15 protein-coding genes are annotated in these 13,878 nt (G+C 60.8%); 9 read left to right on the top strand and 6 right to left on the bottom strand.

The genetic code is table 11. The features are described from left to right. The first annotated feature begins 39 nt into the window (after positions 1 to 39). The 5 genes from efp to WBF74_RS05225 all read left to right on the top strand — a co-directional run bounded on the left by efp (position 40) and on the right by WBF74_RS05225 (position 4,022). On the top strand, positions 40 to 603 hold the full coding sequence (efp, locus tag WBF74_RS05245; RefSeq protein ID WP_424436237.1) for an elongation factor P: 564 nt from the start codon (positions 40 to 42) through the stop codon (positions 601 to 603). A gap of 16 nt (positions 604 to 619) precedes the next feature. Continuing rightward, positions 620 to 1,423: an inositol monophosphatase family protein gene (locus tag WBF74_RS05240; protein ID WP_424436233.1), complete on the top strand. Its 804-nt coding sequence runs from the start codon at positions 620 to 622 to the stop codon at positions 1,421 to 1,423. Between the two features lie 139 nt (positions 1,424 to 1,562). Next, positions 1,563 to 2,000 (top strand): OmpA family protein, encoded by a 438-nt coding sequence (locus WBF74_RS05235; RefSeq protein ID WP_424436230.1) that lies wholly within the window; start codon positions 1,563 to 1,565, stop codon positions 1,998 to 2,000. 32 nt (positions 2,001 to 2,032) lie between these two features. After that, positions 2,033 to 2,995 (top strand): WXG100 family type VII secretion target, encoded by a 963-nt coding sequence (locus tag WBF74_RS05230; RefSeq protein WP_424436227.1) that lies wholly within the window; start codon positions 2,033 to 2,035, stop codon positions 2,993 to 2,995. A gap of 4 nt (positions 2,996 to 2,999) precedes the next feature. Next, entirely contained in the window at positions 3,000 to 4,022 is a 1,023-nt protein-coding gene (locus WBF74_RS05225; RefSeq protein WP_424436224.1) for a peptidoglycan -binding protein, read from the top strand. Here the strand turns inward: WBF74_RS05225 and WBF74_RS05220 are convergent, their stop codons facing one another. After that, positions 4,023 to 5,120: an SMP-30/gluconolactonase/LRE family protein gene (locus WBF74_RS05220; protein WP_424436221.1), complete on the bottom strand. Its 1,098-nt coding sequence runs from the start codon at positions 5,118 to 5,120 to the stop codon at positions 4,023 to 4,025. It lies immediately after the preceding gene. A gap of 20 nt (positions 5,121 to 5,140) precedes the next feature. Continuing rightward, positions 5,141 to 6,952 carry an ABC transporter transmembrane domain-containing protein gene (locus WBF74_RS05215; RefSeq protein ID WP_424436218.1) on the bottom strand — a complete coding sequence of 604 codons (1,812 nt, stop codon included), beginning with the start codon at positions 6,950 to 6,952 and terminating at the stop codon, positions 5,141 to 5,143. 294 nt (positions 6,953 to 7,246) lie between these two features. Between WBF74_RS05215 and rpmE the strand changes: the two genes are divergently transcribed. Further along, positions 7,247 to 7,465 (top strand): 50S ribosomal protein L31, encoded by a 219-nt coding sequence (gene rpmE / locus WBF74_RS05210; RefSeq protein ID WP_424436215.1) that lies wholly within the window; start codon positions 7,247 to 7,249, stop codon positions 7,463 to 7,465. A gap of 72 nt (positions 7,466 to 7,537) precedes the next feature. Here the strand turns inward: rpmE and WBF74_RS05205 are convergent, their stop codons facing one another. Both WBF74_RS05205 and WBF74_RS05200 read right to left on the bottom strand, forming a co-directional pair. Continuing rightward, positions 7,538 to 8,134, bottom strand: coding sequence for a DUF1465 family protein (locus tag WBF74_RS05205; RefSeq protein ID WP_424436211.1), 597 nt, complete (start codon positions 8,132 to 8,134; stop codon positions 7,538 to 7,540). Between the two features lie 372 nt (positions 8,135 to 8,506). Then, positions 8,507 to 8,707 (bottom strand): DUF1192 domain-containing protein, encoded by a 201-nt coding sequence (locus WBF74_RS05200; protein WP_424436208.1) that lies wholly within the window; start codon positions 8,705 to 8,707, stop codon positions 8,507 to 8,509. A gap of 100 nt (positions 8,708 to 8,807) precedes the next feature. Between WBF74_RS05200 and WBF74_RS05195 the strand changes: the two genes are divergently transcribed. From WBF74_RS05195 to WBF74_RS05185, 3 genes are all read left to right on the top strand, one after another. Continuing rightward, complete coding sequence (locus WBF74_RS05195) at positions 8,808 to 9,806, top strand: NAD(P)H-quinone oxidoreductase (RefSeq protein ID WP_424436205.1); 999 nt, start codon at positions 8,808 to 8,810, stop codon at positions 9,804 to 9,806. 134 nt (positions 9,807 to 9,940) lie between these two features. Further along, entirely contained in the window at positions 9,941 to 10,501 is a 561-nt protein-coding gene (locus tag WBF74_RS05190) for a YSC84-related protein (protein ID WP_424436202.1), read from the top strand. 195 nt (positions 10,502 to 10,696) lie between these two features. Then, positions 10,697 to 11,419 carry a DUF1013 domain-containing protein gene (locus WBF74_RS05185; RefSeq protein ID WP_424436199.1) on the top strand — a complete coding sequence of 241 codons (723 nt, stop codon included), beginning with the start codon at positions 10,697 to 10,699 and terminating at the stop codon, positions 11,417 to 11,419. A 51-nt stretch (positions 11,420 to 11,470) separates the two neighbouring features. On the opposite strand, the gene WBF74_RS05180 is transcribed toward WBF74_RS05185, so the two are convergent. After that, positions 11,471 to 12,286, bottom strand: a complete 816-nt coding sequence (locus WBF74_RS05180) for an SDR family NAD(P)-dependent oxidoreductase (protein ID WP_424436196.1) — start codon at positions 12,284 to 12,286, stop codon at positions 11,471 to 11,473. 61 nt (positions 12,287 to 12,347) lie between these two features. After that, positions 12,348 to 13,878, bottom strand: a 1,531-nt coding sequence (locus WBF74_RS05175) for an AMP-binding protein (RefSeq protein WP_424436193.1), incomplete at its 5' end; no start/stop codon positions are given.

The following is a 13,878-nucleotide window of genomic DNA, read 5'->3' as shown; positions in this document are numbered from 1 at the left end:
ACCCGGCCCCATACCCATTTCAAGCATTCGAGCGAGCCCATGAAGATTAACGGCAACGAAATCCGTCCCGGCAACGTCATCGAGCATGAAGGAAGCCTCTGGGCTGCGGTGAAAGTGCAGCATGTGAAGCCCGGCAAGGGCGGCGCCTTCGCACAGGTCGAACTCAAGAACCTGGTCGATGGCCGCAAGCTGAACGAGCGGTTCCGTTCCGCTGAAACCGTTGAGCGCGTGCGGCTTGAGCAGAAGGACTACCAGTATCTCTACGAGTCGGAAGGGATGCTGACCTTCATGGACAACGAGACCTATGAGCAGATCGAGCTTGCCCGTGACTGGGTGGGTGAGCGCGCCGCCTTCCTGCAGGATGGCATGAAGGTGACGGTGGAAAGCCATGAGGGCAAGCCGCTCGGCATCTCGCTTCCCGATCAGGTGGTGCTCGAAGTCACGGAAACAGAACCCACCGTGAAGGGCCAGACGGCAGCAAGCTCCTACAAGCCTGCCATGCTGGAAAATGGCGTGCGCGTGATGGTGCCGCCTTTCATCACGGTCGGCGAAAAGATCGTCGTCGATACGAACGAAGTCACCTATCTGCGCCGCGCTGATTGACGGCAAGACGAGCACCATGTCCCGCCACACCCCTTCGATGAGCCTCATGGTTGCCGCTGCTCGCAAGGCAGCGCGCGGCCTGCAACGCGATTTCGGCGAAGTCGAACAGCTTCAGGTTTCTCTGAAAGGCCCGGCAAACTTCGTGTCTGCCGCGGACCGCAAGGCCGAAAAGGTTCTCTTTCAGGAACTCTCCAAGGGCCGGCCGGGCTATGGCTTCCTCATGGAAGAGGGTGGCGAGATCGAAGGTGCCGACAAGTCGCACCGCTGGATCATCGACCCGCTGGACGGCACCACGAACTTCCTTCACGGCATCCCGATGTTCGCGATTTCGATCGCGCTCGAACGTGAGGGCCAGCTTGTGGCGGGCCTCGTCTATAATCCGATCTCGGATGAAATGTTCATCGCCGAGAAGGGTCAGGGCGCCTTTCTGAATGATCGCCGTCTGCGTGTCTCCGCACGCCGCGAGCTTGCGCAGGCAGTCGTCGCCACGGGCATTCCCCATATCGGCCGCCCCGGTCATGACCGCTTTGCAAAAGAGCTTGGCGTCGTCATGAACGAGGTTGCAGGCGTGCGCCGCATGGGGGCTGCTTCGCTGGACCTCGCCTATGTCGCCGCAGGCCGCTTCGATGCCTATTGGGAAGCGGGCCTCGCCCCCTGGGACATGGCGGCAGGCATCGTCATCGTGCGGGAAGCGGGCGGCTTCGTCTCCGGCTTCGATGGCCGCGACACGATGCTCGCCACGGGCAACATCATTGCCGGCAACGACATCCTCTCGCACAAGCTTGGCGATGTGCTGAAGAAGGCCCACAGGTCCGCCTGAGCCGCCTCCGGCCCGGCGCAAGCCCCAATTCCGCCTGATTCCGACCCTAGACGCATCATGCGCGAAGGCCTGTTCCATGAGAGCGAACATGCCTAGACTGAGCGTCAACACCGCTTCGCGGTGCGTCACGGATATCGGAATGATCCTTTCGCGAGAGAACTTCGTCCGCCTCCCTTCTCCCGGCATCCTGCTGCTTGTCGCGCTCGCCTTCGCCTTTTTCGGCATGGATGCGACAAAGGCAGCTGAAGCCCCGCTAGCCCCGCCGAAGCCTGCTCTCGCCCGCCTCATCTTCAATGGCACGGAAACCACGCTTGGCCGCACCGCGCGCGAGCAGATCGATGCCATCTCGGCGGAATTTGCCCATCGCAGCGGACGGCTCGAAGTCCGCGCCTATGCGGGCGCACCCAATGACAATTCTTCGGCCGCAAGGCGGCTTGCCCTTCGCCGGGCGCTGAATGTGCGGCGCGAACTCATCAGCAAAGGTATTGTCGCAGAGCGCATTCATGTGCGTGCATTGGGCGGTGTCCGCGACAGCGGCCCGCAGGAACGCGTCGATATCACCCTCTTTGGCGGCTGAGCGTCAGAAAACCAAGGGAACGGAAACGACTCATGGCAAAGGCAGAAAAGGAAGGCGTCGGTCTTTCCCAGCCCCGCATCTATCTGACACGGATGGTGCTCTTCATTCTTCTTGCGAGCTTCATCGCAGCCATTCTCTTTCCCCAGATCAAAACGGCCTTCTTCACCAATCCGGGGCTGAACGGCCTCATTCTGGGCGTGCTCATTCTCGGCGCTCTCTATGCGCTGCGGCAGGTCATCTGGCTCGGACCGGAAGTGCGCTGGGTCAATGAGTTCCGCCGCGCGGATCCCGGCCTTGTCGTACCGCCGCCACCGCGCCTTCTGGCCCCGATGGCCACCATGCTTGGCGCACGCAAGGGGAAAATGCAGCTCAACGCCTCTTCGATGCGCTCGATCCTTGATTCTCTCGGCTCTCGCCTTGATGAGCAGCGGGAAATCTCGCGCTACATGATCGGCCTTCTGATCTTTCTCGGCCTTCTCGGCACCTTCTGGGGCCTGCTCACCACCATCAGTTCGGTGGCCGGCACAATTCAGGGGCTGAATGTCGGCGGCGCTGATCCGGCCTCCGTCCTCACAGACCTCAAGGCCGGTCTTGATGGCCCGCTGCGCGGCATGGGCACCGCCTTCTCCTCCTCGCTGTTCGGCCTTGCCGGTTCGCTCATCCTCGGCTTTCTCGACCTGCAGGCAGGGCAGGCGCAGAACCGTTTTTACAATGAATTGGAAGAATGGCTTTCGACCGTCACCAATCTCGCGGGCGATGATCCCTATGCGCCGGGAATGCTTGGCGAAACGGCACGGCGCCTGCGCAATATCGAGCAGGCTCTGGCCTCCACCGAAAGCGCCAACGCATCGCTCATGGCGCTGACAGGCCAGATCGCCGCGCTGACCGAGCAGATGCAGAATGAGCAGCACCTCATCCGGCAACTTGCCGAGAACCAGCAGAGCCTGAAGCCGCTGCTGCAAGACCTCACCCGCATTCTGAACAATCGGAGCTGAGGCAATGGCGTTGTCGGGCAGACGCATCAGGGGCCGCGCACCAAGCGCGGATTACTGGCCGGGTTTCGTTGATGCCCTGTCGAGCCTGTTGCTCGTGCTCATTTTCCTGCTCACCATTTTCGTTATCACGCAGGTCTTTCTCAGTCAGGTCGTCTCCGACAAGGACTCCGCGCTTGATGCGTTGAACAGCCAGATTGCCGAACTCGTGAACCAGCTTGCTCTGGAGCGCCGCGAAAAGGCGGATCTGCAGGCAACAATCCTCTCGTTGCAGGATTCGCTTGCCTCTGCGACCGCCGAACAGAGCCGCCTTGCAGCACTTGTGGGAGAAAGCGAAGGTGCCGGCGCGCGCATTGCAGAACTTGAAAGTGCCCTGTCGGATGAAAAACGCGTCTCCAATGAAGCGCTCGCTCAGGTCGAACTTCTTAACCAGCAGATATCCGCTCTCCGCCGCCAGCTTGCGACATTGGAAGCAGCGCTTGAAGCTGCCGAGCAAAAGGACCGCGAACAGCAAGTCCAGATCGCCGATCTCGGTCGCCGCCTCAACGCGGCACTGGCGCAGAAGGTGCAGGAACTCGCGCGCTACCGGTCAGAGTTCTTCGGAAGGCTGCGCACCATCTTGGGCGACAGGCAGGATATCGAGATTGTCGGTGACCGCTTTGCCATGCAGTCCGAAATCTTCTTCGCCTCCGGTTCAGCCGACATTGCGCCGGAAGGAAAGCAGCAGCTCGACAAGATCGCTGTCGCCATCCGCGAAATTGCCGCCGAGATACCGGATGATATTCCGTGGGTGCTGCGCGTCGATGGTCACACCGACCGCAACCCGATCTCGACGCCGCAATTCCCCTCGAATTGGTATCTCTCCAGCGCGCGCGCCATTGCCGTGGTGAATTATCTCACCGAGCGCGGCGTGCCGGAGGACAGGCTGGTCGCGGCAGGCTTCGGCCAGTTCCACCCGCCGACCGAGGGAACAAGCGCCGATGACAACCGCCGCAACCGGCGCATCGAGTTCAAGCTGACAGAGCGCTGATCAGTAGGACCGCAGTTCCCTGGACTGGCTGCAAACCAGCACTTCCGGTTCGAACACCTGCCCGAGCAGCATCACATCGCCATAGCCTGCGGCAACGCTGATGCCCGAAATCTCTTCACCGAAATTGAGATAGATCGTGCCTGCGCGCTTTTCTTTCGGCTCAAGACGCACGACCTGGCTCGGCGAATGCTTTTCCGGATCGGAAGCATGAGAAAGGAAAGCGATGATATTGGGATGCGCGCCGATCAGCAGCGTCCCGTCCGGCTGAATGTCGATATTATCAACGCCCGTGCCCAGCCTCACCGCACCCTGCAACAGCAGCTTGCCTGTCTCGATATCACGCTCATAGATGTAAACGCTCATGCCGAGCGCCGACGCAACATAAACGAGGCGGCCATCCTCGCTCACATTGATGCCATTTGCATAGAGAACCTTGTCGGCAACGACATCCGCCTTCTCACCATCGAAATAGACAATGGTGGAATTGCGCATCAATGTGAAATCGCCGAGAAGCTGCCCGAGAGGATTGCGCGTACCGTGATCATTGGTGGCGTAGAAACTCTCCGGCCCGACCGCAACCACATCATTGAGCGAAATGAAAGCGTCGGATGTCACGCTGTGAACATGCGTGAGGGTGCCATCTTCCTCAATGTCGAAAATCTCGACAGTCTCCGGGCCGCCTGCCGGATGGTTGACCGCAAAGAGGCGGTTCACACCATTTTCGTCCTTGTAGAGACTGATGCCATGCGGGCGGAAACGCGCCGGCACATTCGGCGTGACGGGACGAAGCGACCAGTCCTCCTGCGGCTCGGAAAGATCGATCACATAAATGCCGCCGCGAATGGCATCCGACCCCGGCGCGCCTGCGCTGACGGCGCGGCGATCATAGCCCGAGATGAAAGCGAGCTTGCGCTCATGGTCGATCTGAATGTCCTCAGGGCCGGGCACCGCCGGAATGGCGCGGCAGGTTGCGGCAATTTCCTGCCTGATGCCTGTGAAGTAGCCGGCTGCGGAAAGAAACCGCCAGCCAAGAACACTCACGATGACGACAAGCGCCAGCGCAACGAAACCTGCGATTGTGAGATGCTTCCTCGACATGGCTTTCCCCTGATGAAACGTCAATTATCGCTGCCATCGGCAAATTGCAGCCGGGCGAGCCGCGCGTAAAGGCCACCCTGCCCGATCAGTTCTTCATGCGTACCGGAAGCTACCACGCACCCCTCTTCCATCACGACAATGCGATCAGCCTTGAGCACGGTTGCCAGCCTGTGCGCGATGACAAGCGTGGTGCGATCCTTCATTAGCCCTTCAAGGGCCTGCTGAACAAGCGTTTCGCTTTCGGCATCAAGCGCGCTTGTCGCTTCATCGAGAAGCAGAACAGGCGCTTCACGCAGAATGGCGCGCGCAATGGCAATGCGCTGGCGCTGGCCGCCGGAAAGCATGATGCCCCGCTCACCCACCTGTGTGTCATAGCCCTGCGGCAACTGCATGATGAAGTCATCGATCCGCGCTGCACGGGCGGCGGCGCGCACGTCCTCAAAGCTTGCCTCGGGGCGGCCATAGCGGATGTTTTCGGCGACGCTCATGCCGAACACGACAACTTCCTGCGGTACGAGGGCAAACCGCCCGCGAAGCGCCTGCGGATCGACATTGCGCACATCAACGCCATCGAGAAGAACGCGTCCCCCCTGCGGATCATAGAAGCGCAGCAAAAGCTGGAAGACCGTGCTCTTGCCTGCCCCCGAAGGGCCGACCAGCGCCACCGTCTCGCCGGGGCGAACGGTGAGCGAAAAACCATCCAGCGCGGAAACACCGGGACGCGCGGGATAGGAGAAGGTGACATTCTCGAATGTCACCTCGCCGCGCGGCGCAGGCAGGATTGCCGGATGCGCCGGTGCTGCAATCTCCGGCACGATGCCGAGCAGTTCCATCAGCCGCTCTGTCGCGCCCGCTGCCATCTGCATGTCGCCCCAGATCTCGGAAAGCGCCGCAAGCGCCGAGGCCGCAAAGACCGCATAGAGAATGAACTCGAAAAGCGCGCCGCCGCTCATCGTTCCCGCAAGCACGGCATTAGCGCCCACCCAGAGCACGCCGACAATGCTTGAAAGGCCGAAGAAGAAGACAAGCGCCGTCAACACAGCCCGCGCAAGAATGCGTGCCCGCGACATTTCGAATGTCTGTTCCACATGGCTGGCAAAGCGCGCACGGTCTATCGCCTCATGCGTGAAGGCCTGCACGATCTGGATCGCGTTGAGGCTCTCCGTGCCGAAAGCACTCGTATCGGCAAGCCTGTCCTGCGCCGAGCGCGACAGGCGCCGCACCCAGCGCCCGAACAGGATAAGCGGCAGCAGGATCGCCGGAATGGCAAGCAGCACGAGACCCGAAAGATAGGGGCTCGTTGCCACCATCATCGTCGCCGCACCGACAAAGAGGAAAAGATTGCGAAGCGCGATCGAAGCGGAGGAACCAACAACCGTTTTGATGAGGGTAGTGTCTGCGGTGAGCCGCGACAGCACCTCGCCCGTGCGCGTCAGCTCAAAGAAGGCGGGCGACAGCGACAGCACATGTGAATAGACGGCAGCGCGCAGATCAGCCACGACGCGCTCGCCGAGCCAGCTCACAAAATAGAAACGGCAGGCGCTCGCAACGCCCAGCACCAGCGCCACGGTAATGAGCGCAAGGAAATACTGGTCAACGAAGGCCGCATTGTTCTGGTCAAAGCCATGATCGACAAGGCGTCGGCTTGCCATGGGAATGGCAAGCGTGGCGAGCGTGGCGCCAATCAGTGAAACAAAGGCGAGCACCACCATCGCGCGATAGCGGGTGAGATAGGGCACGAGCTGCAGCAGCGGGCGAACACCCTTCCCCGGTGGCCGTCGCTGCGCCTCTTCCTCGATGGCCTCGACGGCCGGATTGGATGTATCGCTCATGCCGCTCCGCCGGTCTGGCGTTGATCGGGACGTGGCCCCATGGCTCCCATGCGCCGGAGAATGAGGGCGCGCGGCAGGTATAGCAATCGCGGCCTTGGCGGGGCAACGCCAAGGGCGAGGCCCGGCTGCGGCATCTTCACCGCCCTGCGTGAGAACCGCCCTTGCAACCCTTCCCCGCCTTGGTTATAAGCCCCCATTCCGGCAGCGCTGAAGGGCTTTCGATAAGGCTGTTTCTGCGCGCCAAAACGCGACACAAGGGGCGGAAGGCCGCCCCGCCTCGGAAAGGCGCAAGCCATGAAGAAAGATATCCATCCGGACTACCACTTCATCACGGTCCAGATGAACGATGGAACGACCTTCAAGACCCGTTCGACCTATGGTTCGGAGGGCGACACGCTCGTTCTCGACATCGACCCGACCACGCACCCGGCCTGGACGGGCGGTGGCCAGCAGATCGTTGACCGTGGCGGTCGTGTGAGCCGCTTCAACAAGAAGTTCGGCTTCATCAAGTAAGACCGGAATATCGAGACAAAAGGAAAGCCCCGCCAGAGCGGGGCTTTCCTGTTTTCGGAGGGGAGATCAGGCTTATTCGGGGCGGTTCTTCCGGCGACCGAATTCGCGGCGCTGGTCCGAAAAATCCATGGCGAGATGCTCGCGGAAGAAAGCCTCCACGCGGCGGAACGATTCGGTCAGAGGATGCGGTGCCGGCGCCACGGGCCCCGTCATGCGAAGCCGCGTATCAAGCCGCTCCACCCGCGCATAAAGCCGCTCGGAGCGCGCAATCAGCTCCTGAAGCCGCTCCGGCAGCGCCTCGGCCCCCTCAAAGCGCGGCTGGCGCGCGATTTCCTTGGTGGCGAGGCGGTATTTCTCCGAATTCGCTTCCTCCACGGTCATCTCGCCCTCATGCACGGCCTTGCGCACCAAAAGCCAGGAGGCAACCTGCATCAGCCTTGTGGTGAGGCGCATGCTCTCGCCCGCATAGGCAAGCGAGGCTTCCCGGGGCAGTCCCCGCGCGGCTTCCCGCCCCGGGCCGTCCAGATAGGCGGAAGTTTCCTCGACGAGCTGCATCCCTTCCGCATAAGTCCGCTGAAACAGGCCCGACGCCATGAAGTCCGCAAGCGATACGCATTCAGCACTCGCGAAAACGACGTCGTCACTGTCCCTGTTCTCAAAGCCACTCATGAAAGCTCCCCATCCCAACAACGCCGGCGGCTCACGGCCCAAACCGGCACACCTGTGGAGAGGAGGATCAAATCCCGTGCCATAACCCGGCGCACGGGAATGGCACAGGCCGCCCGGGGCAGCCCGAAACAAAAAAGAGCCGCGGAAAAACCGCGGCTCAAGTTCTAACAGGGAGGCGTCAAACAGAGTGGATAGGAGCCACTCAGAAATCCAGAAAACTGGATTACGCAAGGTCACCCTAGCGCCATCATTTCTAACAGGAAGTTAATCTTGTGGCAATTTGACGCAGCGCACACATCTACTGGAAAAAGCCCCGTTTTTACTGATTCGCTTGGGAAAAATCATTTATTCCAATGGATTAGGGTAAAATCGTCACTTCTTGAAAAAGGCTTCTGCGGCTGAGCGCGAGCCTCTCTTCTTTTCCAGCTGATCGCGAATTCGGGCAATTTCCGCTTCGAGCGCAGTGATTCGTTGGTTTAGCTCCTCAATCCCGAGAAGGCTCAGATCCTCTCTGGCGAGCGCCGCCAGCGCTTCCCCGCGCCGCTGTCTCGGTTCGAGATCATCCGCATTCATGATGCCCTCCTGCATGGCTCGTCAGGTCCGGTTGCCAGTCTGGAGGCAGCCCGCTAGACCTGCAACTGCTGCTGCCCTCCCCTGAACCAGAGGTGCCGATATGACCCAGACCCTGCCCGCAACGATGAAAGCCATCAAGATCCGCAAGCCCGGCGGCCCGGAGGTGCTGGAACTCGGGGAGCTGGCGCGGCCCGAACCCGGTCCCGGCGAAATCCTCATCCGGGTGAGTGCGGCGGGCGTGAACCGTCCCGACACATTTCAGCGCATGGGGCTCTACCCGCCTCCGCCCGGCGCGCCGGAGACGCCGGGTCTTGAAGTTGCGGGCGAAGTGGTGGCGACCGGCCCCGGCGTGACGCGCTGGAAGGCAGGCGACCGTGTCTGCGCGCTGGTGGGCGGGGGTGGCTATGCCGAATTTTGTCTCGCTCATGAAGCCCATGCGCTGCCCGTGCCCAAAGGCTTGAGTGAGATTGAGGCTGCAGGCCTTCCCGAAACCGTCTTCACCGTCTGGACCAATGTGTTCGAGCGCGGCGCGCTGAAGCCAGGCGAGACCTTTCTCGTTCATGGCGGCACAAGCGGCATCGGCACAACCGCCATTCAGCTTGCTCTTGCCTTTGGCGCGCGCGTGATTGCGACCGCAGGCTCTGCCGACAAATGCGCAACCTGCGTGAAGCTCGGCGCGGAAGCGATCAACTACCGCGATCAAGATTTCGTTGCAGAAGTGATGAAGCTCACTGACCAACGCGGTGTCGATGTCATTCTCGACATGGTGGGTGGCGATTATATCCAGCGCAATATCAGCATCGCCGCTCCGGACGGACGCATCGTCTCCATCGCCTTCCTGCGCGGACCGAAGGCGGAAGTGAACTTCATGCCTGTCATGGCGAAACGATTGACGCTGACAGGCTCAACGCTCCGTCCACGCAGCAATGAAGAGAAGGCAGCGCTTGCGCGCGCCATTGAAGCCAATGTCTGGCCGCTCATCGAGACGGGACGCGTGAAGCCGATCATCGATACAACCTTCCCTCTCGCCGATGCCGCAAAGGCCCATGCGCTGATGGAAAGCAGCAGCCATATAGGAAAGATCGTCCTTACTGTGTGAGTGGACAGGCTCACAACTTCCCCTGTTTCGGAACTTTTCTTCGCCCCACGGATAATTACGGGTGACAGCGGCGCGCGCGGCAACCCTCGCACAAAGCCGCTCTGAAAAAGATTCCGAACCGAAAGGGAATGACGATGGTCACCACACGGCGCAATTTCATCGGTTATGCGGCTGCTCTGACGGCGATGAGCTCTCTCGCGCTCGCAGCCCCGGCCTATGCCGACACCGCAGAAGAGCTGAACAGCCAGGCCGCCATGGCGCTCGAAAATCTCTACAGCACCAATCCCGTCGCCAAGAACATTTCGGAAGAAGCTGAGGCCGTTCTCATCTTCCCGAATATTGTGAAGGCGGGTCTCGTCTTCGGCGGTGCCTATGGCGAAGGTGTGCTGCAGGAGGATGGCAAGGTCGTTGACTATTACAACTCCGTCACCGGCTCCTGGGGCCTGCAGGCCGGTGCCCAGTCCTACGGCTATGCGGTTTTCCTGATGAATGACGAGGCGGTGGACTATATCCGCGAGACGGATGGCTGGGAGATCGGCGTTGGCCCGACCGTGGTCGTCGTTGACGAAGGCGCGGCCAAGAATCTCTCCACCTCCACCCTCAAGGACGATGCCTATGCTTTCGTCTTCAACCAGCAGGGTCTGATGGCCGGTGTGAGCATCGAAGGCTCCAAGATCACGAAGATCAACCGCTAATTTTATCCGATACCGCGTTGAAAGGGCTGGAATTCCCGGATTCCGGCCCTTTTGGCCATCTGCACGCCAATTTTCTTTATTCTGTCATTCCCGCTTTCAATGACTGCCTTTTCCTCTTATATAACGGCCATATCCAATCATTGATGGAAGCAAGCGGTTTATCCGGAAAGCCCCGGGTGGATCAGAGGAACTGACATGGCACAACCCCTTATGCCCAAGGCGACGGCCGTCTGGCTCGTCGAAAACACCTCGCTCACCTTTGAACAGGTCGCGGAATTCTGCGGTCTCCACGTTCTTGAGGTGAAAGGCATTGCGGATGGCGACGTGGCGCAGGGCATCAAGGGCATGGACCCTGTGGCGTCCGGCCAGCTTACCCGTGCCGAAATCGAGCGCTGCCAGAACGACCCGGATGCGCGGCTTCAGGTTTCCGAGAGCAAGTACAAGCTGCCCCCCATCGCGCCCCGCAAGGGCCCGCGCTACACGCCCGTGTCGCGTCGTCAGGACCGCCCCGACGCCATCGCCTGGCTGCTGCGCTATCACCCGGAACTGACCGACGCGCAGATCTCCAAGCTTGTCGGCACGACCAAGCCGACCATCCAGTCAATCCGTGACCGAAGCCATTGGAACTCTGCGAATATCAAGCCGGTTGACCCCGTCACGCTCGGCCTCTGCTCGCAGATCGAACTCGACACCCTCGTCCAGAAGGCGGCCCGCAAGCTGGAGCGCGAGCGCAAGAAGGCAGCGAAGGAAGCAGGTATCTCCGAGACGCTGCTGCCCGCAAGCGAGACCATTGCGCCAGAACCCGTCGAAGAGCCGCAGGAGGAGTTCGCCGACGAGCGCGACGAGAAGAAGACCTATGATGCCGACAGCGTCTTCGCGAAGCTCAAGGATGTGAAGATCGAGGAAGATGACGAGTAATCGTCGCTTCTGACCGGATAAAGAGGCGCGGGACAGTTCCCGCGCCTTTTTTCATTCCTCCACCCGCTTCGCGAGCGGCAGCGATGTGTAATTGAGCGCAAGGCGCCCGCCATCCGCATAGATGGTCTGGCCAGTCATATAGCTTGCTGCATCTGAGGCGAGAAAGACGGCAAGCCCCGCAATCTCGTCAGGCTCGCCGAGACGGCGGAGCGGCGTGCGCGACAGGATCATTTCCTGCGCCTTCTTGTCCACCACTGCACCCGCCATGGCGGTGCGGATGGTGCCCGGACCAATGGCGTTCACGCGGATGCCATAAGGCGCGAGCGACAGCGCCATTGCCGCTGTGAGCTGCTTGATGCCGCCCTTGGAGGCAGAATAAGCCGCCTGTCCCGGCAGCGACACAACCGCATTGATGGACGACATGTTGATGATCGCACCGGGCGCACCGCCCGCCTCGACCTGCGCCACCATTTGCTGCGCCACGGCCTGCCCGACGAGAAAATGCCCCTTGAGGTTCACGCGAATGACGCGGTCGAACTCTTCCTCCTCCAGCGTGAGGAAGTCTCCGTTTTCCGAAACAACGCCTGCATTATTGACGAGGATATCAACACGCTCGAACGCATCCGTCGCCGCGCAAACAAGATTGCGCACATCAAGCCGTTCCGCGACATCGCAATAGCGGAAAATGGCCTTGCCGCCTCCCGACACAATATCGGCGGCAGCTTCCTCCCCCTGTTCTTCGTCAATATCGGCAAGCACGATTTTCGCCCCCGCCTGCGCATAGCCCCGCGCAATGGCGCGCCCGATGCCATTTGCAGCACCTGTGACAATCGCAACCTTGCCGCTCAATTGACCGCCGAGTGTCATGTGATGCTCCTTCAGAACAGCGCGTGTCCCCCGGGGTTTTCGCCCAGGGAATCACAAGACGCTATTTCTTCACCAAGCCGTTTTCCGAAAGGCGCTCCGTGATCTCGTCAAGGATCGCCGGATCATCAATCGTTGCAGGCGTTGTCCATTCTTCACCATCGGCGATCTTGCGCATCGTGCCGCGCAAAATCTTGCCCGAGCGTGTCTTGGGCAGCCGCTTCACAACCATCGCCGTCTTGAAAGCGGCGACAGGACCGATCCGGTCGCGGATCAGTTGCACGGCATCCGCCTCGATCTCCGCTGCCTCGCGGTTTACCCCCGCATTGAGCACGAGAAAACCGATCGGCACCTGCCCCTTCAGACGGTCTGCAATGCCGATCACGGCACATTCCGCCACATCGGGATGCTCGGCGAGCACTTCTTCCATACCGCCCGTTGAAAGACGGTGCCCGGCGACATTGATGATGTCATCCGTGCGGCTCATCACATAGAGATAGCCATCTTCATCGAGATAGCCCGCATCCGCCGTCTTGTAATAGCCCGGGAACTCGGCGAGATAGCTGTCGCGGAAGCCCTGCTCATTTTCCCACAGCGTCGGCAGGCAGCCCGGCGGCAGCGGCAGCTTCACCACAATGGCGCCGGTCGTATTCGGCCCGACCTGCTTTCCTGCCTCATCGACAACATGGATTTCGTAGCCCGGCAGCGGCACGGTGGGAGAGCCATATTTCACCGGCAGGCGCTCAATGCCCATCGGGTTTGAAACCATCGGCCAGCCTGTTTCCGTCTGCCACCAATGATCGATCACCGGGCGGCCGGACAGCGCCTTCTCCGCCCACTGGATCGTGTCCGGGTCCGCGCGTTCGCCCGCAAGGTAAAGCACCTCGAACTTCGACAAATCATATTTGCCGACAAGCTCCGCCTTCGGATCTTCCTTGCGAATGGCGCGGAAAGCAGTGGGTGCGGTGAACAGCGCCTTCACGCCATGATCGGCTATCACGCGCCAGAAGGTACCCGCATCCGGCGTGCCGACCGGCTTGCCCTCAAACAGGATCGTCGTGCAGCCATGAAAGAGCGGCGCATAGACGATATAGCTGTGACCAACCACCCAGCCGACATCGGACGCTGCCCAGAACACTTCACCGGGATTGATGTCATAGACATTCCTCATCGACCATTTGAGCGCCACCATATGCCCGCCATTGTCGCGGACAACGCCTTTCGGCTTGCCGGTGGTACCGGATGTGTAGAGCACATAAAGCGGATCGGTTGCGGCAACCGGCACGCACTCAGGTTTCGTCCCTGCAGCCCGGGCCTTGTCAACTTCATCCAGCCAGTCGAAGTCACGCCCCCCGATCAGCGGCGCCACCTCTGCCTCGCGCTGAAGCACGATGCAAGCGGACACTTTATGCGCACTCATCTCGATCGCCTTGTCGATCAGCGGCTTGTAGGCAACCACGCGACCGGGTTCGAGACCGCAGGAAGCAGAGACAATGAGCTTCGGTTTCGCATCATCAATGCGCGTCGCAAGCTCCTTCGCCGCGAAGCCGCCAAAGACGACGGAATGGATCGCACCCAGTCGCGCGCAGGCAAGC

The organism is Parvibaculum sp. (assembly GCF_049672805.1).
Classification (GTDB): domain Bacteria; phylum Pseudomonadota; class Alphaproteobacteria; order Parvibaculales; family Parvibaculaceae; genus Parvibaculum.
This window is presented reverse-complemented; position numbering and strand designations above follow the sequence as displayed.